We start from the raw sequence: 22230 nt of genomic DNA, 5'->3' as shown, positions 1-22230 counted from the left end.
TTAAGACCGCTCCAAAATAATAACAAGAGTCGCGATTTCAATTTGAAATCCAGGTCAGAATTTGTAAGGAACAGACCTACTGGTCGCTACGCTATTTAGCACTCCCTTACGCAACAGAGATAAAAGCCAACAGGAAATAATTTGAATGATTCAAATTATGGCAAAGGAAGCTAACGCTTAGGATGCACATGCTGGAAGCTAGATATCACTGGAAGGTACTTTATACACGGATTGTATACTCACGTCACAGATGACGATTAGGAATATGATGAGTCATAGAAGACCATCTACGGAAGCTGAAGTCAGGAAGGCAACAGGATATTAAAAAAGTGTCATTGATGACCGATAACAATTAATCTGCATGGAAAGCTGAAAAAATAAGAAGGATCCGACCGGGAAGTCGCATAGCAAGTATGGAAACTTGGAATCAGAATAAGGTGCTTTTTGCACTGTTTCTAAGGTGGCAGTTTACTGCCACCTTTTTTCTTGCCTATTTTTCACAAAAATCCAAACAAACTTGAATATTTTCAATGGTAATAAATCACTATATACTACTAAACATGACTTTTAGGGACTTATATAGTTAATGATACCCTGCCCTTTGTGTACTCATCAGGTTCGGTTTTTCTTACAAGATAAAAAGCGCGCTTTTTATGCTTGCCCACATTGCGGCTTAGTCATCGCAGACCCTAAATCGCATTTGATGCCTAATGTCGAAAAACAGCGTTATGGCCGCGCACCTAAAAGTGCTAAACAGCGTCAACTTTCACAATTTATCATGCCTTTGTTATTGCAAATTAACCAACAACAAGCTGGTGCATTGTCTGGACTCAATTTTGGCCGACTGCTAGATCAACAATGTCTACAAACGATTAAAGAATCTGGCCACACTGTTAATCAATACGACCCCTTTTTTGCTGCGGATCACCGCGTGCTACAAAAAAGCTATGATTTTGTCTGTAGCTATAAAGTTTTTGAGCATTTTCGCAACCCAAATAAAGAGTGGCAGCTACTATCAAGATTGGTTAAACCTGGTGGTTGGTTAGCGATTAGCACACCACTGTTAACGGATTTAAGCCACTTTGATAAGTGGCATTACAAAAACAATCCGACCCATGTAAGCTTCTACCAACAGCAAACTTTCGAATATTTAGCCGAAAATAGCGAATTTACGCTATTATTTGCATCGCAGGCGCTCATTTTGATGCAAAAATCATCAGGATCTGATATAAAGCGCATCCTATTTTAATGCACGTGGGTTTGTCGCCGACGTGATCTGTTTTAAAAAGTAACTGAGATAATCATGGCGCGCAGTAAAAAAACTCGCAAGGGCGGAGAGAACGGCCCTAAATTTGCTCCTAGAGTCAAAAAAGCCGATCGTAAAAACCCTGAAGGTAAACGTGGCGAAACTGGCAAAAAGTCTGGTAGTCGTCATAACGAAACTTTGCTAAAGCAAAATGCACCTTCAAGTGCTGGCAAATCGACAGACCCTCGTCATGGAAGTAAAAAACCAGTGGCGTTAACTCCTGTTGTAAAAGCCCCTAAACCGGCTGAAAAAGATAAGCCGAAGCAACCTAAAATGACTGATGAGCAGAAACTGCTTAAGCTAGAAGATGATCCGCGCCTAAATAACTTACTTGATATGTTAGAAGAGGGTCGCGATTTATCTGCCGAAGATCAAAAATGGTTGGATTTACAATTAGACCAAATCGAACGCTTAATGGAAAGATTAGGGTTAAATGAAACTGAACCCGCTAAAAACACCAAAAAACCAGCTAAGTCAGATTCTGATGATGATTTATTAGCACGTTTTGAGTCAGGTGAAAATCTTCTGAACGATTACTTCTCTAAAGACTAATTCTTAAACTATCGACTGGCGCTTAATGCGCCAGTGTTTTATTTTTTCAAATTCAGTAAGGAGCCGAAGTGTCTACCGCTCTCATTATTATCGCCATTATTGTTATTATCGCCCTGAGTGCTTATGCCACCACGTTATTACTGAAACTCAAACGCCAAACAGCCAATAATCAACGCATTCTGGAAGAGCGTCAGGCCGTTGCTAATGAGCACCGCCAAAAAGTGCTCACCGACATTCGTTATATTGCTGCTGCCATGCTAGAAGACCGCTGTGAGCTTTCTGAAGGGGTTGTGCGTATCGGTAAGCTATTTGACGCCTTATCGATGACAGAACAAGTGACACCTTTGTTTCCCCAGCTATTTGCTCATTACCAGCTAATCGAATCACATCCGATAATGGAGGCACGTAAAGCCTTACCGAAACAGCAGCGAATGAAACTGGATTTTGCCAGAATGCGCTCTGAAGCCGATTTGGGTGATGCCATTTTGGAAGAAGCTAAAAAAATAGCCGAGTTTGAACACGCGCCCACTCATTAAGTATAAAACTAGCGCTTTTTATGCACCGAATAACTATCTATGCCGAGCCAACACTTTAGTTCATATCTCTCGCACTATCTGAGTCGGCTCAGTTGAAAAAGCCAACATTAAACCTGTTATTTTACCTTTGCCGCTCTCAATTACTTCATCCTATTTCATCAAAAGCATTAGCGCGGCTAACATAATGGTTTGCCAACAGAAACAGATTTGCTACCTTAAACCTCATAATAATAAGGCACAGATAACTAGCCATTGGGGCCAATAGAAGGATATTTATGTTAAATCGATTCTGTAGCTGGCTATTAGCTAAACTAGGTTGGCAGTTTGAGGGTGATATCTGCCCTGATAAATCCTGTATTATTAGCGTTGGCCCCCATACCAGTAACTGGGATTTTGTGATTGGCATTTTGGCCCGTGGCGCTCTGAATACCCCTATCCACTTTTTAGGTAAACACCAATTATTTATTCCCCCATGGGGATGGATTTTTCGCGCATTAGGCGGCAGTCCTGTCGACCGCCGTAAACATAATAATCTTGTCGATGCAGCAGTACAGCTATTTAAGCAGGACCCTACCTATAAATTGGCATTGGCACCAGAAGGGACTCGTAGTCCGGTGACACGCTGGAAAAGTGGTTTTTATCATATTGCTTTGCAAGCAGGCGTTGAAATAGTCCCTGTGGGATTAGACTTTAAAAAGAAGCAGATCATTATCACCAAAGCCATTAAGCCTACAGGTGATATAGAAGTAGAAATGAATCAACTTATGGACTTTTATCGCACGATTAAAGGGCGTCACCCAAAGGCCATTCCTGTTTATCACAAATCAAAATAACTCACTTGATGTGTTGGCTAACTCAGTCCATATACAACAAGGGCTGCACTGTACAGCCCTTAGCATCATCTACATTTAGCTATGAGATTGACGATTGATTGCACGCATATCAATACCTGTTGGATTTTGGAAGGCTTGTAAATCAAACTCGGGTAATACGGCAAAGACATGATCAAAAATATCGGCCTGGATCTCCTCGTAATAAGCCCAACGAGTATCATTGGTAAAGATATAGATTTCTATTGGTAAGCCTTCTGTTGTCGGCGCAAGCTGACGCACCATCAAAGTCATATTTTTATGGATTTTAGGATGTTGGCGCAAAAACTCCTGCAGATAAATCCTGAAAGTACCAATATTGGTTAATCGTCTGCCGTTGACCGGCATGTCAAGATCGCTAATCAATTGATTCGCAGCGGTGATTTCGGACAATTTTTGAGGCAAATACCCTTTCAAATAATTCACTTTAGATAAGCGAGTTTTTTCCTCATCACTGAGAAACTTAATACTGTTAACATCAATATTAATTGAACGCTTAATACGGCGACCACCTGACTCCGACATACCACGCCAGTTTTTAAACGCATCTGACACTAACGCATATGCTGGGATCATGGTGATGGTGTTATCCCAATTACGCACTTTTACCGTTGTCAGTGTGACATCTTCTACGGCACCATCTGCACCGTATTTGTCCATTTGGATCCAATCACCTTTACTGACCATGCGGTTTGCCGCTAATTGAATACCCGCCACAAAACCTAAAATAGTGTCACGGAACACTAGCATCACAAAACCAGTTGCAACCCCAAGACCACTGAAGAAATACACAGGTGATTGAGCCGTTAATACAGCAATGATAACAATCAGCCCAATAAAGAATAAAAACAACTTGGTTAACTGAACAAAACTTTTAACGGGTAAATTACGATTAATCTGTTTTACATCTGCAATTTCATTTATCGCGTTTAAACCTGCATAAATTGCTCGAATAATCAGCACAACCAGTATGGCGCTTAACGCGCGATCTAAAAATGCACTAAGCACATCATGCTCAGTTAAAATAATTGGCAATAAAAAGTCTAAGATCACCACGGGTACTAACATGGCAAGTCGTTCAAACATCTTAAAGCGGATAAAAATATCATCCCAAGTAACACTAGAACGCCTAATCACTTGGTTAATACCAGCAACAAAAAAACGACGGGTAATAAAATAGCCAATGCTTGCCAACACCACACATGCAAACAACAGCACAGAGGTTGATATACCATCGGTGGGCTGACTATTGATGCCCATTTCTGTTAGCCAAGAAGCTACTTCAACTCGCCAATTTGTATTCACGTTAAATCCTGTTCGTTTGATTGTGAAAATGCGGCCTGAATGTCAAACAATATGACTACACCCCATTAACTCTTAGTGTGTTGATTCACCAAAAAATGGCATCAAATAAGCTACAAGCAGCTATTTTTACAATGATTTTAGCATCATCATTTGACCACATATATGAAAGATTAAACAATATTCGCATTGCTTAATTGGAGAATGCCATGACACGTTTTTATCTACTAATGTTACCTGCCTTTCTAGGAGGATGCTTGCCTAATGTAGCCGCCAGTGCTGAGCATGACGGATTAAAACCTGAAATAGCACTACTTGTTGACTATGTAGATACAACAACTGGAATGTGGGGGCTGACGATAGCACCAAGGCATTTTGACCCAGAATACAGTGACTGGGGTTACTATATCGGCTATAGCAAAGGTGATGAGACTGCAATAGAAGTGCCCAAACCTGCAGAGTCATACCTGAAAGAATATATGTGGCGCTTTGGTGTAAGTTACAGTTTTTCGCAAGACTTCAGTCTTTACGGTGGTGCAACGGCATATACCTATGAAACCAATTACACCAATAACATTTCACCAAGAGATGTTGACGGCAAACCCATTTGGGAGCGTAGCCGAGACAGAAATTGGGGCGCTGAAGTAGGACTAAGATACGATTTATTTAAAGGCGTTGTTATTGGCGCAGGTTATGATACCTATACTCAAGCGGCAATATTTAGCATTGGATTTACGATGTAAACGGCTGTTACTCACAATACAAAAGGCATTGCTGCCCTTTGTATTGTGAAGCAATACTTATCGACTCGGGATCATCCCCAGTGGTAAGTAAGTATTGAAGTTTGCTTGCAATAATAATTCAATGGCGTTTTCAATATCTGGCGCAAAGAAGCGGTCCTGATCATAAAAACTCACCACTTCCCTTAGTTCTGCTTTGGCTTTAGCTACGGCATCACTCGGTTGTAACGGTGATCTAAAATCAAGCCCCTGTGCGGCGGCTAACATCTCAATGGCCAACACACCGCGGGTATTTTCACTCATGTCACGTAAGCGACGTGCTGCAAATGTTGCCATCGACACATGGTCTTCTTGATTCGCAGATGTCGGCAAACTGTCTACCGATGCTGGATGCGCATAGGTTTTGTTTTCAGAAGCCAAAGCAGCTGCTGTTACCTGTGCAATCATAAAGCCCGAATTAACCCCGCCATTATTCACCAAAAATGGTGGTAATTTTGAAAGACTAGAGTCAATCAACAACGCCATACGACGCTCAGCTATCGACCCTAACTCAGCAATTGCGATGGCTAAGTTATCAGCCGCCATGGCAACTGGTTCAGCATGGAAATTACCACCGGATATAATATCGCCTGTGTCTTGGAAAACTAATGGATTATCTGTCACGCCGTTTGCTTCAACGCCTAATACTTCGGCAGCATGGCGGATCTGAGTTAAACAGGCCCCCAATACCTGTGGCTGACATCGTAACGAGTATGGGTCTTGCACTTTTTCACAGTTAGCGTGGCTTTGGCTAATCTCTGAATTTTCGCCTAATAAATGGCGGAAAATTGCAGCAGAATCAATTTGACCCTTTTGCCCACGCGCGGCATGAATACGTGCATCAAATGGACTACGGCTGCCCATCGCGGCTTCAACGCTCATCGCACCAATCACTGAGCTTGCTGCAAACAAATCTTCAGCGTTGAATAAACCTTCTAACGCTAAGGCCGTTGAGGCTTGTGTGCCATTTAATAATGCTAAACCTTCTTTTGCGGCTAATTCTAGTGGCACTAATCCAGCAATTTCTAAACCTTCTTTGGCACTGATGAGCTCACCTTGGAAGCTCATTTCACCTTCGCCGAGTAATGGCAAACACATATGAGCCAATGGTGCTAAATCTCCCGACGCGCCAACCGACCCCTTTTCTGGTACACAAGGATAAACGCCAGCATTAACCAACTGAATCAGGAAATTAATAACGTCGAGTCGAATACCTGAAAAACCACGACTTAATGAGTTAATTTTTAAAACCATCATTAAACGAACGGTCGCATCTTGCATATATTGTCCTATACCTGCGGCATGTGACAACACAATAGAGCGCTGCAGCAATTGCAAGTCATCAGGCGCAATCTTGGTGTTCGCCAATAAGCCAAATCCAGTATTAATGCCATAAACCGTACGACCTTCACGTAATACTTGCTGGACAATCTCAGCACTTTGATTAATTTCTGCGATGGCACTATCGGCAAGCTTAAGCTCAACAGAGTTGCGGCTGATCTGACGCAATTCTGCAAGTGTTAACGTACCGGGTGTGAGTGTGAAAACATGCTTAGCCATTATTACGCCCCTGCCTTACTTTTTGAAACCATTGGTAAATCTAAACCCTGCTCGTTAGCACAGTCTTTCGCAATATCATATCCGGCATCAGCATGACGCATCACACCTGTTGCGGGGTCATTCCATAACACACGTTCAACCCGCTTAGCGGCTGCATCGGTACCATCACACACAATCACCACACCAGAATGTTGGCTAAAGCCCATTCCAACGCCACCACCATGATGCAGAGACACCCAAGTTGCACCGCTAGCCGTATTTAACAAGGCATTCAATAACGGCCAGTCTGATACGGCGTCCGAGCCATCCATCATTGACTCTGTTTCGCGATTTGGACTTGCCACCGAGCCAGAATCAAGATGATCACGACCAATAACTACAGGTGCTGATAATTCTCCGGTTTTCACCATGTCATTAAATGCTGCGGCTAGACGGGCACGATCTTTTAAACCAACCCAACAAATACGCGCAGGCAATCCTTGAAAAGCAATGCGCTCACGCGCCATATCTAGCCAGTTATGCAGATGCTTATCATCAGGTATCAGCTCTTTCACTTTGGCATCGGTTTTATAAATATCTTCAGGGTCACCAGATAAAGCGACCCAACGGAAAGGACCAATACCTTCACAGAACAATGGACGAATATAAGCGGGCACAAATCCTGGGAAATCAAACGCATTTTTGACACCAACCTCAAATGCCATTTGGCGAATGTTGTTGCCATAATCTAAGGTTGCTGCACCTTTGTCTTGTAACGTCAGCATAGCTTGAACTTGCACCGCCATAGACTCTTTAGCCGCTTTGACTACCGCCGCTTCATCGGTTTTACGCATTTGAGCGGCATACTCTAAAGTCCAGCCTTGCGGTAAATAGCCATTTAACGGATCATGTGCTGATGTTTGGTCAGTGACTACATCAGGGGTAATACCACGCTCAACAAGTTCACTAAATACATCCGCGGCATTACCAAGTAAGCCAACAGACACAGGTTTACCGGCTTTTTTAGCCTCTTCTAACATCGACAATGCTTCATCTAAGCTTTTAGCTTTCTTATCGACATAGCGAGTACGCAGACGAAAATCAATTCTTGTTTCATCAACTTCACAGGCTAATACCGAGAACCCCGCCATCGTTCCAGCTAATGGTTGAGCACCGCCCATGCCACCTAAACCACCAGTTAATACCCATTTGCCCTGAGCAACGCCATCAAAATGCTGCTTTGCCACAGAAACGAAAGTTTCATATGTTCCTTGGACAATGCCCTGGGTACCGATATAAATCCAAGAGCCGGCTGTCATTTGGCCATACATTGCCAAGCCTTTTTTGTCTAACTCGTTAAAGTGCTCCCAGTTTGCCCAGTGCGGCACTAAGTTTGAGTTGGCAATCAATACACGAGGCGCATCGGCATGGGTACGGAACACGCCAACAGGTTTGCCAGATTGCACTAATAAGGTTTCATCATCTTCTAGACGCTGCAATACCTCGATAATTTTGTCATAACTTTGCCAATCACGAGCTGCACGACCAATACCACCATAAACGACTAAATCTTCGGGTCTTTCGGCTACATCTGGGTGCAGATTATTCATTAACATGCGCATCGGCGCTTCAGTTAACCAACTTTTACAGCTTAGTGTGGTGCCATGGGGGGCTATAATGCGTCGGCTTGGGTCATGTCGTTTATCCATTTTTTCCTCTTCAACCTGTTAGGTTTGTTTTATTTTTGTGGTATTTATTTGCTTGTTATTCAGCTGTCATTAACGTTTAAATGTTAAATGGCCGCCTAATCTGAATTTACTGCCGGGGTGCACTAAACGGGCAAAACTCACTACCCCTTTACGTGACCAGGTACGTCGAATAATTTGTAAACACGGCTCGGTTGCTGAAATTTCAAGGCGTTGTTGAATTTGCTCACTGGCAATAATGGCTTCAACAGTATGGCGCGCCTCGGTTAACGGAGCCACTTGGGACAAATATTCATGCGGCGTTTGCTGGGTAAAATTTTGCGATAAATACTCGGGAATTAAGTGCGGATTCACAAAGCGCTCTTCTAACTGCAAAGGTAAGCCTTGCTCACAATGAATCAACACAGAATAAAAAACTGAACTGCCCACCTCTAACCCCAATGCAATCGCAATGGGCGCAATGGCTTCTATTTGGGTTAGCTCAAGTTGCTTAACAGTATAGCCGTGTCCACGCTCTTTAATTTCATCGGCAATATTACGGATATTCAGTAACGATGATTGCGATTTTAGTCCAGCTACAAATGTCCCTAACCCTTGGGTTCGCTCTAAAATACCTGCGTCGACCAATTCTGTTAATGCCCGTCTGGCAGTCATTCGGCTACAATTAAACATCTCGGTTAGTTGATTTTCTGATGGCACTCGGGCGTTTTCTTCCCATTCACCCGCTTCAATACGGGCAAGGATAAATTGTTTTATTTCAGCAAATTTTGCCAACGCCATAAGATGTTCCAATGTCAATTAATGGAGATTTATTGCACTCATCCTAGCTTGTATATACAAGCTTAATCAAGTATTGTTTGATTAACAGTCAAAAAGAATTAATGAAGAGAAAAGGCTATGAACTGGGACCAAGTATGGATTGATGTCAATGTTGCCACTATGGATGCCTCATCATCCTTGCCATATGGCGCGATTGAAAATGCAGCCATTGCCGTGAAGGACGGCAAAGTGGCCTGGATAGGCCCTCGCGCAGATCTTCCTCAGTTTGATGCATTAGCTACGCCGATTTACCGCGGTAAAGGTAAATGGATCACCCCAGGTCTTATTGATGCCCATACCCATTTGGTTTTTGCTGGCAGCCGTGCCAATGAATTTGAAATGCGCTTACAAGGTGCTAGTTATGAAGACATTGCCCGCGCAGGCGGCGGTATTATTTCAACCGTTAAAGCTTGTCGAGAAGCCGATGAAGAGACCCTATTTGATCTTGGACGTAAACGTCTAAATACTTTAGCTAAAGAAGGTGTTACAACGGTTGAAATAAAATCAGGCTATGGCCTAGATACTGAAACCGAACTCAAGTTACTACGGGTAGCAAAGGCATTAGGACAACATCATCATATTGATGTGAAAACCACATTTTTAGGCGCCCATGCCATTCCTGCCGAATATAAAACTCAGCCCGATGCTTATGTAGACTTAGTCATAAACGATATGCTGCCGCAGGTAATACAACATAAGCTTGCCGATGCCGTGGATGTCTTTTGTGAAGGTATTGCGTTTAATCTTGAGCAAACAGAGCGCGTACTCATTGCAGCCAAAAATGCCGGCTTAGCAATCAAACTGCATGCCGAGCAATTATCTAATATTGGCGGCAGTGAACTTGCCGCCAGGTTAAATGCATTATCTGTTGATCATATTGAACATTTGGATGAGGCTGGAGTAAAAGCACTTAGCGAAAGCGGAACGTGCGCCGTATTACTGCCTGGGGCCTACTACTTTTTACGAGAAACAAAATTGCCTCCCATTGAGTTACTGCGCCAATATAAAGTGCCAATGGTAATCGCTAGCGATTTCAATCCTGGTTCATCGCCTATTTGCTCAACCAAGTTAATGCTGAATATGGCGTGCACATTATTCCGCCTAACGCCTGAAGAAGCCCTTAAAGGCATGACCCTCAATGCCGCGAAAGCATTGGGGATAGAAAAAAGTGTTGGTAGTTTAGTGGTAGGTAAACAAGCTGATTTTTGTTTGTGGGACATTAGTTCACCGGCAGAATTGGCTTATACCTTTGGGGTTAATCCGTGCGAACAAGTGATTAAAGCAGGCAAAATCATTCAACAATAATCCGCCTCTACATCGAATTAAATGTGCCTTTTTCAAAGCAGCTTTAAGGTGCTTTGCAATAAAATGAGAGCTTAAATCGACTATCGATTTAAGCTCTTTTAAAGATTAATACATGAGTATGGGGGTTACTTCACTGTATGACGCTTACCTTGCTTGTTTTTCATTGGGTCACCATCATAGCCTAACGCTTTCCAGTCTAAACGCTGACCTTTATTATGGCAGTCGTTACACTGCAGCGCTTGATCTTTAGGTGACACCATGTGGTTAATACGCCACCACATTTCAGTTTCAACAAAGTCATGCTGACCACTATAGCTAAAGCCTTTTTCCACCATAGTGGCATTGGCTTTCATGCCTAAATCTGCAGCAAGATCCCAATCATATTTATCCCAGTAGCCACCTTCACCATAGGTTTTAGGGGTAATAATAATATTGAGTTTTGTGTCATAAATTTGTTTACCTGTATGGACTTTAAATGGGTAAATTTTCGCCTTTGCATCACCGATATTGCCCAGTGGATAGGTTAGTTTCACCACACCTTTAGGATCAATTTTATCTCCCGCCATGTAAGCATCCGCACTGCCGTTATACCAGGCATATTGTGGTGGCACATTTTTCTGCCACACAAAACTGCCTTTTTTATTCATGAAAGTACTTTTACCATATTCATCTTTGGTTTCTGGTCGTTTCTCTCCTGCTGTAGACCAATCCCACCGCATTTTAGTGGGCTCATTTTTAGCAAAAAATGGAATATGGCATGTCTGGCACGCTACCGCAGCGGTATGAGTATTGAGCTTTTTATTTTGATGTGGGGCACTGTCATGGCAATTTTCACAACCTATAGGGGTTTCGCCACCAGGTGATACGCCCATCGCATTGCCGGTAATTTGATGACTTTCAGTGGTATGGCAACTTTGGCACTGAAAATCGTTACCGTCGGTGTCCATATGTACATCGGTCGCTTTATCTGGATAAGACATGGATGAGTCTAAATCGCCATGCTTGACCGCATCGCCTCCGCCACCATAAAAGTGACACGTACCGCAGTTATCTCGCACAGGCTGGCCAACATTTTGTGCCACCCGCGTCAGATCAACTTTAGCCATAGGCTCGCCAGCTCCCGCGGGCTCTTTGACATATGTTCCCGTAGTATCGTGACACACCAAACAATCGACTTTTGTCATGTCAGAAAAATCAAAACTATTGTCTTTCCAACCATAGCCCGCATGACAACTGGTGCAGCGAGGCTCATTACCGCTTATCGATACACAGAAGTTGTTAATGCTATTTTTCTTGCCGCGCATGACTGTTCTTCCTGGGAGTTCTTGCTTTAACTCCCAAGTCCAATGCGATGACTTCATAAACTCTTTGGCATGATCTTCGTGACACTCAATGCATTGGGATGTCACATCGGTACCTTGCGTAAATGGCCCTGTTAGCGCTTCTTTGTGGTCAAACTTTGCATAAGCTAACGAACTACTTAATGCAAACACCATAAATAATGTCATGGTTTTCATCGTACACTCCTTGCCCCAGCAAGCTGGGACACCATGATTAGAAATTAACGGTTAATGAGGCATTAACATCGTAAGCTGTATCAACCACAGGCAACATCGAGAATGCAGTGCCTGCCATTACATCATCAATTTTCTGAGGTGCGCCAACAGGCGTGCCGCTACCCGTGTATTCATAATCGTAATAAAGCCCTGCCAACTTAATAAACATACGAGGATTTATGTCAAAAATATAATAAGCCTCGGCCACATGCCCGCGCGTGGCTAGTTTGCTGCCGACCGGATCATCCTGTGCTTGAGTGAATGGCGTCCAATATTCTGAACCATAGTTGTACTCCAAACCAAATTTGCCAAATGGAGCAGGTATTTGCATACCAATATAAATGCCATAACCATCCTTAGTTGAACTGTCATCTGCATATTTAGGTACCATGATAATTTCAGTGCCAGTGCTATTCAGCTCAGCTTCAAATACCGCATCACTTAACATGCCGCCAAATAACCCGCTGTTGCCATTGGGTTCTGCACGTGTCCACCCAAGCGATCCAAACACTTTAATGTCGTCATCACTTTCATAGGCATAGCCGATACCACCTAAATACATGTCACCAATGACACCACTAGGTTGCACCCGGGTGACAAAGTTAAAGTTGTCGAACTTTTGCATATCTTGATACATGGTAGGGGCAAAAATACCCGCTAATTGTGTTGGAAATGCCATCGTGCCTTTAAAGCCATCATTGACATCTTTCGCACCAAAAAGGGTAAGTTGTAGGAAGTGGTTACCATCATTGACGACATCAATATTAAAGCCGCCTAAGTGAGTATCTTTGGTCACAATGTCGCCAAACATTTCGCCATTCCCCCACTGAGACTCAAAGCCCTGCCCATAACAAAAACGCACTACCTGACCATCAATACCGGTAATTTCCCCTAGGTTGTAACCTAAAGTTGCTCCGTCGAAGTTAAAGTTCACTAAATGCCCTGATGGTGTACCGCCGCGCATTTCATTTTCGCGATAATGGCTTGGTGGGCCATAGGTTGATGGTCGACGGCCAATAGACAAATACGTTTCGCTGCCACCGATATTGCGCCAATCAAAATAAGCACGTTCGACTCTTAACCAGTCGCCACTTGTGTTACCGCTGCTGGTACCGTCCATAGTGAATGATCGCCATGAGTCGAAAACCTGTGTACCGGTTGAGTCGCCCCAATTTTTATACATAGCTAAGCGACCAGAAAAACTGACGTTATCCCACACCTTGGCTTTTAAATCTAAACGTAAGCGCGTGGTATAAAACAAATCATTATCTATGTCTTGCATCGTTTTAGGCGCTAAAACATAGGGCATCACACCTTGTAATTGGCCACTTTGAAATGCTTGAGCCAAATCAGGATTAGCTATCATCATCTGCCCTAGGGGAGAGTTTGCATCGGTTGGCGATCCAAATGCGCCTGACATTGCCTTGCCACCAAAGTCAGAAAAATCGACTTTCATCGCAGGATTCCAGGTAACATTCTGGTAATGCAAAGAATGGACTTTGGTTCTAAAGTCACCGGTTATGCTAATTCTATCTAACGCGGTATGCCTTTCGGTTTTATCAACTCGACTATTAATATCGTCAAGCTCATCGGTAATGTCCGCTAGTTGGCGTTGTAGTTCAGCAATTTTTTGTGCGTCATCGTTAACTTGTACCGTGTCCGCGGCAACAGCCATGCTGCTTATGGCTAATGCGTTTGCCACTAAAATTGATATTAAGGTTCGCATAATAGTGATTCCTTTTTTATGCTAACGTTGATAAATCCATCGCGTTAGCTAAATTTAGGGTGCAGAAGTCCATGAGGTTAATCCCCGTTTTTTCTGCATTTATTTGGGTTTGCTGATGGCCTGGTATTTAAAACTTAGCAATAACATCAGCTATGTAAGGGCTAGCCGCAGGTTTGAGGCTGATCAGAATCTGCTGCATGGTCATACAAAAACTGTTGAATATCTTTTAGTTCTTGTTCTGATAGCGCTTTAAAAACTTCAGGTTTTGATTTGTGTTGATCACGGGTGAAGAATCTATCCCATTGAGCCATTGTTTTTGCCATTGGCGTTAACTCTGGCCCTTCACTATTTGCACTGTGGCAGGCTTTACATTCTTTCTTGTAAAGGTGTTTTCCTTTTTTAGGGTTGCCGCCCTCTGCTGCCATGGCTGTACTGCCTAGGGTTAATATCACCGCAATTATTACGCCTAATTGTTGTATTGGTTTCATCATCTATCCCTCAAAAGTTGCTATTTTTATGCTGAAGCAAAATAAATCTTTATTTATCTGCCTTGTTAATGATGTTACCCAAAAGTGATAGATGATTATTTGATGTTGATCATATTCATGAGAAAAATCTAATTGATAAAAATATTGTTGAATAAAATCTAATAGATCTTTTTATAGCATTGCGACTTTTAAGAACAAATCAGTATTAGCGTTAGGCAATAAGGTGCGCTAGGAGGGGATGTTATATCTAAAGCAATAAGATAGAAGCGGTCAAACCAATTACATTGCACAATAAAAACAAGTTTAAAATGAAAAAAATCGCCCATATAGGCGATTTTTTTACCGTGAAATCAAAGTTTACTTTTCGTTCAGCTCATCAACTGGCAGCCAATTTACCTTAACACCCGCCTGTAAAAACATCTCTTGGCTGATTTTAATCTTATCCCCCCAACGAGATAGAAAGTCATCACTTTGTTCTGGGCAAAATACCCCTGTAATACCGGTTTGGATAATTTTAGCCGCGCAGTTAGGGCAAGGGAAATGCGTCACCCAAATATCACAGCCATCAAGGTCGCGCTTTGCGAACAAAATGGCATTTTCTTCAGCGTGCAGGGTTTTCAGTAATTTCATGTCCCGGTCGTCGGTTTCTGCACTATCAGAAATACCATGGGGATAGCCATTAAAACCCACTGATACAATGCGGTTATGTTTGGTGATCACCGCGCCCACTTGCGTGGAAGGATCTTTACTCCATGAGCCGACCAACTCAGCCATTTGAAAAAAACGTTTTGCCCACTTTGAAATCATAATGACTGCCTTCTACGTTAATTATTAAGCTAAGATGCTGATCTATCATACCTGATAAACTAAAGGAAATTTAGCACCTTATCAGGGTTATTTAGTTTGATATTCTTCAAGTAATTTACCCCAATGATGTAGATAAAAAGGATGCTTTGTCATCGTCAGTGCTAATTGCAATTCGGCTATCGCTTGTGGCATTTCATCTACTGCGGCAAACCCTAGCGCTAAACCATGGTGGGTATGGGCATTTTGCGGGTATTTTTCAACGGCAAACTGATAAACAAGCAAAGCATCTTCTAGCTTGGTTTTAGATTTTGCCAACGCAAGTAAAGAATCTACCGCGCTCACGTCAAAGCCATACTTATTTGATACTTGTTGAAAATACGTATATATCGCTTCTGGCCCAGCTTTACCAATAGTAGAATCTGGCTCAATAACGGTATGTACATCATTAAATATTTGCTCAATGGCATAAATCGTTGCCAATGCAGGCTGTGACATATAGTAAGAACCTTCAAACACCTTACTTTTCCATAATAAATTGCTGGGTGCTTGTTGCTTTAATGTCGTTACCAGCTTATCAAAATCGGCTATTTGTTTTTGCTCAAAATCACTATCGGCACGCGATAGAAATAGCATTCGTGGTTGTGCAAGCTTAGACAGAGCTGGAACCAAGTTTGGCGTGTCCTTCATGACTGAAAGATAATTTTCACTCAAAATAGGGCTAGCGACTATATAAGCATTAAATAGCTTCGGCCTTTGTATTAACGTAAACAACCCTAATGTAGCGTTCCCGGTAAATCCACTGAGTATTTTAAATCCATTGGTACGGTACTTCTTATCTATCGCAGCTAATAAGTCATCCTCAACATAGCTTAAAAATGCCTGCCCCTGCTCTGCATTAGTAAAGGTCTTCAGCTTACCTAAACCTGGATGGCCATCGGGCGCGGTAACAATAATGGTTTCTAACCACGGCCATCCACCGTTATGGCTCATCCAATGATGTAGCCCAGCTAAATAAGGTTGGCTTGCGGGATGAAAATCGATCAAAACGATATATTTTTTATCGGTATTTTCAGCATATTTATTGGGTAATGTGACCAAAAAATCTGCGCTGCCTTGATAACTTTTTGAAGTAACCTTTAAAGTATCAAGTGTTTGTTGCGCTATTGATTGAGGAGAGAATACCAGCAATAACAAGAGCAGCAGAGCCCATAAATACTGAGTTGGAGTTTGCTTCAACATATTAATCATGTTCGTTCCTTGAATGACTTACCTAGGGTCTGTTGATCTTTCAAGGTTGTTTTTGCAGCGAATTGTTGGCCATTTATACAAGGCAGAGGCTTTGCTGTGTAGTTATTCTACATAATAAGCCGATAACGAAGTAAAAATGGCCAACAAACGCTGTCCGAAGGATTCGGCTAAAAACGAATTACGCTTTGTTGAGTGAACTTTGCTTAGATTGCTAGGCTTCACTCCACTCGCCGCGCTTAATTCGTTTTTATCTCGAACAAAATTCCACCAGCAAAGATCAACAGCCCCTAGCACAGGTGATTATTTAATAGCTTATTCGCTTACAAACTAGCAGCTTATGAATAAGTTAACAAATATGAAAATCTAAGGGGTTTTGACTAGCCTTGCTACGCAATAAAGCATAGGATCTCATTATTAGCATCACCTTGGAGTCGCAAAGCATTATGAGTATTAGAGCTATCATCGTTGATACAGCGGGCACAACCACAGATCTTAACTTTATTCAGGATGTGTTATTTCCATATTCTAAAAAAGCCATGGCTGATTTTTTAACGCAAAACCAAGATAACGCCTTAGTGGATTATTGCATCAGCGATGTAAAAGATATTGCTTTAGAACCAGATGCATCGCTTGAACGTGTTACTGAAATTCTTAACCAATGGATTGAAGAAGACCGTAAAGTCACGCCATTAAAAACCTTACAAGGGCTAATTTGGAAGCAAGGCTATAATCGTTCTGAATTTAAAGGCCACATATACCCTGACTTTATTGACAACATTGAGCGTATTCTTGCAGCTAACATTCGTATTTACAGCTTTTCATCAGGGTCAGTTGATGCGCAAAAGTTGCTGTTCAGCCATACAGATGCGGGCGATTTAACCGCACATTTTAGTGGCCATTTTGATACCCGCACGGGTAATAAATTAGACAAACAAGCCTATAGCAATATTTGCAACACCATTAGTTTGAAGCCAAAACAAATGCTGTTTATCTCTGATATGGTTGAGGAGCTAAAAGCGGCTGACGCAGCAGGAATGCTAACCTGCCAAATGGTCAGAGAGCCTAATTCTCGTACTGCCAAGTTCAAAATCATCACCTCATTTGATGAGCTAAAATGCTAATTCACAGCAATAGTTAACCCATAACAAAACGACCTTAATGGTCGTTTTTTTATCGGCAAAATTTTTATTTCCTCAGTAAGCCATCAAATACTAGTTATAAGATCATCTAACACAATAATCTTATTCATTAAATTTATGGTTAGTGATAACAAAGCGAACTTACACGTTAATGTGCGGTTATATAATAGTTTGATATTTTGTGGCGGTTTTGAGGAATAAATTGGTTAAGGGCTAACGTATTTCTGCCCCATTCCTTGTTTGATTCTTTAGTGAACTCAACTTTATTACACCACTTTTGGCATAGATTTGTTAATGTATACCAAAAGTTTAAAAGGATACTTTAGATGGATCTAGACAAGGCATTTATGCTTAAAGCATTGGAGGTATCTCGGGCTGCTCTGCCTGAGTGCCAACCAAATCCTCCGGTAGGTTGCGTTCTCGTTCTAGGCGGGCAAGTCATTGCCGAAGGATTCACACAAAGAATTGGTGGCAACCATGCTGAGGTTGAAGCGATTAGTGCTTATGATGGCCCTATGGAAGAAGTGACTGCATATGTCACTCTTGAGCCATGTTCATTTGTTGGCAGAACTCCGGCATGTTCTTCTGTAATCATTAAATCAGGAATTAAGAGAGTTGTAGTTGCTATCCTAGATCCTGATGAAAGGAACAATGGAAAGGGTCTTTATGCTCTAAAGAAAGAGGGCATAATAGTGGATATCGGTGTCGCTTCAAAAGAAGTTAGTGAATTTTTGTATCCTTATCTTGGAAAGTCATAATTAACCTCGCATAAGTTCCTAGCGAGGATGGTGATGTATTACAGGATTTTGCCCCAAAATTGGCTAGGTGGTTAACCCATTTATGCCCCAAAGCGTTTTTCATTAGCAGCAGTAATCGATTACTAATCCTTATTTGAAAACACCTTCAATAAGGTATTAATTGCTTATGAGGGCCACTTAGTTCGAACTTAGCCCAACATCTAAAAAACCGATTTAAACATTGTCGTTTTTGTTCAATCTTAGCGAGCAGACATTGCTTATTATGTGTGACATACGAAAGCGAGGCACTTTTTAGATAAAGATGGAAGGCTTTCCAGTAAATCAAAAAATTAGGTAAAAAGCGATGTTAGAAATTAAACCAATCGAAAATCTAGAAGAAATCAGCACACTAAAGCAAGCATATTTTGCACAATCAACAGCACCTCTTGATGGTATGTGGCACTTTGGATTTGTACCCATGTCTACACACTTTGGGTTTTATGAACAAGAAACCCTAGTTGGATACTGCTGCATCAATGGCGAAGGTTATATGTTGCAGTTCTACCTGAGTAATGATACTAAAATGGATGCAAAAGAACTGTTCACGCTTATCGCAGAACAAAATAACTCAGTCATTGGGGCTGTAAATGGCGCATTTGTCAGTACAGCAGAGCCGCAGTATCTATCACTTAGCCTTGATAACGCATCAGCAGTGAAGGTTAATTCTCTGATGTACAAGCAAAAAGAGGCGAGTAAGCAAAGCACTATTCCAGGGTTTGAACTAAAGCTAGCAGAGTCAGGGCAACTGGAGCAATTTGTTGAGTTTGCAGCCACTACTATCGGTGCACCAGAGCAGTGGCTTACAGGCTACTTTGGTAACCTGATTAATCGTAAAGAGTTATTCGGTTATTGGAGCGAGAATGAACTTATTGCAACGGGCGAGTGCCGTCTGTTTGATGAGTACCAAACGGGATATGCAGACCTTGGCATGATTGTCGCTCAATCACAACGTGGAAAAGGCATTGCTACTCAAATGCTTAACTGGCTAGTTAACTCAGCTAATCAGCGTGGTTTAACGCCTATCTGTTCTACTGAGAGCAGTAATGTAGGTGCACAAAAAGCCATTAAACGTGCGGGTTTATCATCTTCAAACCGCATTGTTCAGGTTGAATTTAACAACAAATAACTTGTTATCCCTCTTGCTGTTGTAAGGGGGATTTTGGTTTACGACGATCTGACTTATAGTACCCTTAATCAATAAACCTAACGGAACTGGTTATGATCCATTGGCTAAAGTCGCCAAACTCACCATGTGTTTCCCAATATGTAGAATGCTATTGGTTGATTGATAAGCGCCCTGATTCAGAGACTTATCAATTCCCAAAGCTCAACCCTGACCCATCGGCACATTTGATTCTTTCACCTAACAATCAAGCCTACTCTTATGACCTGAACCCGAGCATAGCGAAGGGAGAAGGCAGCCATTGGCTTTATCCACATCGGCAGACCTTTGAATTAGATCACTCTAAGCCATTTGTTCATCTTGGTATCAAGTTTCGTGTCGGCGCTCTTTACTGTTTACCCGATTTTTCTGCCAATCCTTTGGCACTAGATGAAGTGGAGTCAGTGGAAGACTCAACATTGTTCAAGCAATTAGGTATGGATGAAAGCAGACTGATTGAACTGGCTCGAACCAATCCACAGCAGTGTGTAGAGCAGTTAGATACGATGCTGTCGCCTTGGTTGGAACAGTGCACCGAAGATCAGCACAGTAAAATCACTCGCAATGTACTTAAACATCTAGACCAGAGTACGATATCTGAGCTGGGTGAAAAACTGTATTGTTCACAAAGAACCCTAGAAAGAAGCTTTCAACGCACCACAGGGCTTACCCTTAAACAGTGCCAGTCGATGAATAGATTAGAAGCAATGCTAGAGTATCTCTATCAACGTGAATCGACTGAACTAGATTGGGTTGAAGTTGTCTTCAAATTTGGTTTTAGTGATCAACCTCACTTGATCCGCCACCTTAAAAAACAGCTTGGCTTTACACCTAAAACTTATGAGAAAGAGCGAGGGTTGACGATTGATGTCTATGGTGGTGTTAGTTCAAAATCAAAGTTAGGCTGATGGAACTATTCAATGGGCACTAACGCATTACAGAACCTAATCTAAAGTGATAGTATTGACGTGATTATTCTAGCTCGCTTTTGTCCAAAAGTGAGTTAACTTCTGTTCTGGTTTAGCTTTTGCCACAGCCATCAATGATGCTAAATCGAAGAAACAAAAATTCAGGTGCAGATGAGCCAGCGAGTATCCAAAACATGGATGTGCTTGCGGCGTCTCGCTGGATTATCTGCACATAAGCGAGCCGCAGGCTTTTAACTACAATGAAGATTCGACTTTAAACACAAATCCCAATTCCAACTCAACCAAATGTTATAAGCCCAAAATGCCAACGCCTTCATTCGAAGGCCTACACACTTTTGTCCAAAAGTGCGTTTAAAAATGCTCAGACATGATTATCAACAAATGACGTTCATACTCAGGTAAATTTATAACCACAGTAAAAGTTAGCTATTATTTATTCAATGGAAATGCCGCTGAAAAACATTTTTTAACCAAAAATGAGTAACCATATTGGCTTTGCTTATCAGGCACAATTTCTAAAATCTCATAATCGTTTAGCTCAACAACATGAGCATCTTCCGCTTTGTCACAACGGGAAAAAGTATCGGCCTCAAAGTTAAAGGCAAAATACCCAATCGCTTTGCGAACCCCAAGATAATAATCTTGATGCACTTGCTTAAAATCAATTTCATCGGCGTTGATATCCACATGGACGTCAGCATCATCATTGGCCAAAGCCTTCTCATCTATAGCTGAATCAGCTTGCTCAAGCTGAGCTAACACCTCCTCCCTAACCTGCTGATCATCGTCAATTAACACCTGAGAGATATGGCTTTTAGGATCATCTATTTCATCTTCTAAATCTAATCCGATTAACATCCATAAATGATAAAGCACGATAACGGATAAAATCACCCTAATGATAAAGGTCATACGATGAAAAGCTTGATAAGCAACAAGCTTAGGAGCATGAATACCCAAGGGTTTGAGCAGCCACATCAACACAAAATACATCGGCGACATGATCTGCACGACAAACATGACAATACCGCTAATAATGATAAACCAGGCAGGAATGTACAGCAGAATGGCAAAGTTATGGGTGTAATTGAAATGCTGCGCAGGCACACCAACCACTTCATTCACGACGGCACTGGCATTCGCTAACGCAAAATTGGCGATAATGGCATAAAACAACAGCAATACCGCTTTGCCTGCCAGGCTATGCCAAACCTTTTCAAAAACAGGCCAAAACTCTAATAAGATTGCCAATAAGCTAATTGTGGCAACCCAAGCTAAAGGCTGTTTGAGCAACAATAGCAGTATAGCGAGTAAATAAAATTTTTGCGCCAGTGATAACTGATCTCTAATTGCAACAATCCGGCTAAAAAACTGTTGAAATAACAACTTAGGCATTAAGGTAGGCTTAGGTAATTTAAACGATTTTATTCTTGCAAACATGGCTACCAGACTCATTTTTACCAACGCAGCCACCTATTCACAAAGGCATTTGATGGGCCGCTAATCCATTTGATAACAAAACAATAGCATAATACTTGTTGTCAGTATCAATGGTTGCTAAATTGGTCGCAAGTTAAACAGTTGTTTAAAATTAACGTTTACCGTCAAATACAAGGACAAACCATGGAAGATTTTATTGCAACGCATCCGATACATATAAGAATA

The 22230-nt window shown here is 41.9% G+C and carries 20 protein-coding genes; 10 read left to right on the top strand and 10 right to left on the bottom strand.

Translation table 11 applies throughout. The features are described 5' to 3' along the window. Positions 1-586: 586 nt before the first annotated feature. The 4 genes from ORI98_RS07550 to ORI98_RS07535 all read left to right on the top strand — a co-directional run bounded on the left by ORI98_RS07550 (position 587) and on the right by ORI98_RS07535 (position 3227). Positions 587-1249: a class I SAM-dependent methyltransferase gene (locus tag ORI98_RS07550; RefSeq protein WP_261298351.1), complete on the top strand. Its 663-nt coding sequence runs from the start codon at positions 587-589 to the stop codon at positions 1247-1249. 54 nt (positions 1250-1303) lie between these two features. After that, the gene (yihI, locus tag ORI98_RS07545) at positions 1304-1858 is read left to right on the top strand and encodes a Der GTPase-activating protein YihI (RefSeq protein ID WP_261298352.1); all 555 of its coding nucleotides are present in this window, start codon (positions 1304-1306) and stop codon (positions 1856-1858) included. 68 nt (positions 1859-1926) lie between these two features. Beyond that, positions 1927-2394, top strand: coding sequence for a DUF2489 domain-containing protein (locus ORI98_RS07540; RefSeq protein ID WP_261298353.1), 468 nt, complete (start codon positions 1927-1929; stop codon positions 2392-2394). A 275-nt stretch (positions 2395-2669) separates the two neighbouring features. Continuing rightward, positions 2670-3227, top strand: coding sequence for a lysophospholipid acyltransferase family protein (locus ORI98_RS07535; RefSeq protein WP_306134814.1), 558 nt, complete (start codon positions 2670-2672; stop codon positions 3225-3227). A 75-nt stretch (positions 3228-3302) separates the two neighbouring features. Here ORI98_RS07535 and ORI98_RS07530 read toward each other — a convergent pair whose 3' ends face one another. After that, positions 3303-4568 carry a mechanosensitive ion channel family protein gene (locus ORI98_RS07530; protein WP_306134813.1) on the bottom strand — a complete coding sequence of 422 codons (1266 nt, stop codon included), beginning with the start codon at positions 4566-4568 and terminating at the stop codon, positions 3303-3305. Between the two features lie 206 nt (positions 4569-4774). Here ORI98_RS07530 and ORI98_RS07525 point away from each other — a divergent pair, with 206 nt between their 5' ends. Continuing rightward, positions 4775-5308, top strand: a complete 534-nt coding sequence (locus tag ORI98_RS07525; RefSeq protein ID WP_306134812.1) for a TonB-dependent receptor — start codon at positions 4775-4777, stop codon at positions 5306-5308. 57 nt (positions 5309-5365) lie between these two features. Here the strand turns inward: ORI98_RS07525 and hutH are convergent, their stop codons facing one another. The 3 genes from hutH to hutC all read right to left on the bottom strand — a co-directional run bounded on the left by hutH (position 5366) and on the right by hutC (position 9369). Next, positions 5366-6904: a histidine ammonia-lyase gene (hutH, locus tag ORI98_RS07520; RefSeq protein ID WP_306134811.1), complete on the bottom strand. Its 1539-nt coding sequence runs from the start codon at positions 6902-6904 to the stop codon at positions 5366-5368. 2 nt (positions 6905-6906) lie between these two features. Further along, complete coding sequence (gene hutU / locus ORI98_RS07515) at positions 6907-8592, bottom strand: urocanate hydratase (protein ID WP_306134810.1); 1686 nt, start codon at positions 8590-8592, stop codon at positions 6907-6909. Positions 8593-8661: 69 nt separating this feature from the next. Next, on the bottom strand, positions 8662-9369 hold the full coding sequence (gene hutC / locus ORI98_RS07510; RefSeq protein WP_261298359.1) for a histidine utilization repressor: 708 nt from the start codon (positions 9367-9369) through the stop codon (positions 8662-8664). 117 nt (positions 9370-9486) lie between these two features. On the opposite strand from hutC, the gene hutI reads away from it, so the two are divergent. Continuing rightward, entirely contained in the window at positions 9487-10713 is a 1227-nt protein-coding gene (hutI, locus tag ORI98_RS07505) for an imidazolonepropionase (protein WP_261298360.1), read from the top strand. A 125-nt stretch (positions 10714-10838) separates the two neighbouring features. Here the strand turns inward: hutI and ORI98_RS07500 are convergent, their stop codons facing one another. From ORI98_RS07500 to ORI98_RS07480, 5 genes are all read right to left on the bottom strand, one after another. Continuing rightward, on the bottom strand, positions 10839-12221 hold the full coding sequence (locus ORI98_RS07500; protein WP_371931138.1) for a tetrathionate reductase family octaheme c-type cytochrome: 1383 nt from the start codon (positions 12219-12221) through the stop codon (positions 10839-10841). A 46-nt stretch (positions 12222-12267) separates the two neighbouring features. After that, complete coding sequence (locus ORI98_RS07495) at positions 12268-13995, bottom strand: DUF3373 domain-containing protein (RefSeq protein ID WP_261298362.1); 1728 nt, start codon at positions 13993-13995, stop codon at positions 12268-12270. A 161-nt stretch (positions 13996-14156) separates the two neighbouring features. Next, positions 14157-14483, bottom strand: coding sequence for a cytochrome c (locus ORI98_RS07490; RefSeq protein ID WP_371931134.1), 327 nt, complete (start codon positions 14481-14483; stop codon positions 14157-14159). 357 nt (positions 14484-14840) lie between these two features. Beyond that, a complete protein-coding gene (locus ORI98_RS07485; protein WP_261298364.1) occupies positions 14841-15290 on the bottom strand; it encodes a dCMP deaminase family protein in 450 nt (149 codons plus the stop codon). Between the two features lie 87 nt (positions 15291-15377). Beyond that, positions 15378-16538 carry an alpha/beta hydrolase-fold protein gene (locus ORI98_RS07480; RefSeq protein WP_261298365.1) on the bottom strand — a complete coding sequence of 387 codons (1161 nt, stop codon included), beginning with the start codon at positions 16536-16538 and terminating at the stop codon, positions 15378-15380. 443 nt (positions 16539-16981) lie between these two features. Here ORI98_RS07480 and mtnC point away from each other — a divergent pair, with 443 nt between their 5' ends. The 4 genes from mtnC (at position 16982) to ORI98_RS07455 (ending at position 20544) form a co-directional block, all read left to right on the top strand. Beyond that, positions 16982-17659: an acireductone synthase gene (mtnC, locus tag ORI98_RS07470; RefSeq protein ID WP_306134808.1), complete on the top strand. Its 678-nt coding sequence runs from the start codon at positions 16982-16984 to the stop codon at positions 17657-17659. A 344-nt stretch (positions 17660-18003) separates the two neighbouring features. Continuing rightward, positions 18004-18435 carry a bifunctional diaminohydroxyphosphoribosylaminopyrimidine deaminase/5-amino-6-(5-phosphoribosylamino)uracil reductase RibD gene (locus tag ORI98_RS07465; protein ID WP_306134807.1) on the top strand — a complete coding sequence of 144 codons (432 nt, stop codon included), beginning with the start codon at positions 18004-18006 and terminating at the stop codon, positions 18433-18435. Between the two features lie 343 nt (positions 18436-18778). Then, the gene (locus tag ORI98_RS07460; protein WP_306134806.1) at positions 18779-19600 is read left to right on the top strand and encodes a GNAT family N-acetyltransferase; all 822 of its coding nucleotides are present in this window, start codon (positions 18779-18781) and stop codon (positions 19598-19600) included. A gap of 92 nt (positions 19601-19692) precedes the next feature. Further along, positions 19693-20544, top strand: coding sequence for an AraC family transcriptional regulator (locus tag ORI98_RS07455; protein WP_063883835.1), 852 nt, complete (start codon positions 19693-19695; stop codon positions 20542-20544). Between the two features lie 450 nt (positions 20545-20994). Here the strand turns inward: ORI98_RS07455 and ORI98_RS07450 are convergent, their stop codons facing one another. After that, positions 20995-22005 carry a hypothetical protein gene (locus ORI98_RS07450; protein WP_306134805.1) on the bottom strand — a complete coding sequence of 337 codons (1011 nt, stop codon included), beginning with the start codon at positions 22003-22005 and terminating at the stop codon, positions 20995-20997. Positions 22006-22230: the final 225 nt, after the last annotated feature.

Origin of the sequence: Shewanella sp. ULN5, assembly GCF_030731885.1 — a bacterium.
GTDB classification, from domain to species: domain Bacteria; phylum Pseudomonadota; class Gammaproteobacteria; order Enterobacterales; family Shewanellaceae; genus Shewanella; species Shewanella holmiensis.
The sequence above is the reverse complement of the archived record's forward strand: the minus strand, read 5'-3'. Positions and strand labels throughout refer to the sequence as shown.

Excerpts from the sequence above, each read along its gene's own strand:
- hutC (WP_261298359.1), bottom strand. The coding sequence starts at position 9,369 with ATGGCGTTGGCAAAATTTGCTGAAATAAAACAATTTATCCTTGCCCGT.
- ORI98_RS07495 (WP_261298362.1), bottom strand. The coding sequence starts at position 13,995 with ATGCGAACCTTAATATCAATTTTAGTGGCAAACGCATTAGCCATAAGC.
- ORI98_RS07480 (WP_261298365.1), bottom strand. The coding sequence starts at position 16,538 with ATGATTAATATGTTGAAGCAAACTCCAACTCAGTATTTATGGGCTCTG.
- ORI98_RS07450 (WP_306134805.1), bottom strand. The coding sequence starts at position 22,005 with ATGTTTGCAAGAATAAAATCGTTTAAATTACCTAAGCCTACCTTAATG.
- ORI98_RS07550 (WP_261298351.1), top strand. The coding sequence starts at position 587 with ATGATACCCTGCCCTTTGTGTACTCATCAGGTTCGGTTTTTCTTACAA.
- ORI98_RS07535 (WP_306134814.1), top strand. The coding sequence starts at position 2,670 with ATGTTAAATCGATTCTGTAGCTGGCTATTAGCTAAACTAGGTTGGCAG.
- ORI98_RS07490 (WP_371931134.1), bottom strand. The coding sequence starts at position 14,483 with ATGAAACCAATACAACAATTAGGCGTAATAATTGCGGTGATATTAACC.
- ORI98_RS07485 (WP_261298364.1), bottom strand. The coding sequence starts at position 15,290 with ATGATTTCAAAGTGGGCAAAACGTTTTTTTCAAATGGCTGAGTTGGTC.
- ORI98_RS07465 (WP_306134807.1), top strand. The coding sequence starts at position 18,004 with ATGGATCTAGACAAGGCATTTATGCTTAAAGCATTGGAGGTATCTCGG.
- yihI (WP_261298352.1), top strand. The coding sequence starts at position 1,304 with ATGGCGCGCAGTAAAAAAACTCGCAAGGGCGGAGAGAACGGCCCTAAA.
- mtnC (WP_306134808.1), top strand. The coding sequence starts at position 16,982 with ATGAGTATTAGAGCTATCATCGTTGATACAGCGGGCACAACCACAGAT.
- hutH (WP_306134811.1), bottom strand. The coding sequence starts at position 6,904 with ATGGCTAAGCATGTTTTCACACTCACACCCGGTACGTTAACACTTGCA.
- ORI98_RS07500 (WP_371931138.1), bottom strand. The coding sequence starts at position 12,221 with ATGACATTATTTATGGTGTTTGCATTAAGTAGTTCGTTAGCTTATGCA.
- ORI98_RS07460 (WP_306134806.1), top strand. The coding sequence starts at position 18,779 with ATGTTAGAAATTAAACCAATCGAAAATCTAGAAGAAATCAGCACACTA.
- hutI (WP_261298360.1), top strand. The coding sequence starts at position 9,487 with ATGAACTGGGACCAAGTATGGATTGATGTCAATGTTGCCACTATGGAT.
- ORI98_RS07455 (WP_063883835.1), top strand. The coding sequence starts at position 19,693 with ATGATCCATTGGCTAAAGTCGCCAAACTCACCATGTGTTTCCCAATAT.
- ORI98_RS07525 (WP_306134812.1), top strand. The coding sequence starts at position 4,775 with ATGACACGTTTTTATCTACTAATGTTACCTGCCTTTCTAGGAGGATGC.
- hutU (WP_306134810.1), bottom strand. The coding sequence starts at position 8,592 with ATGGATAAACGACATGACCCAAGCCGACGCATTATAGCCCCCCATGGC.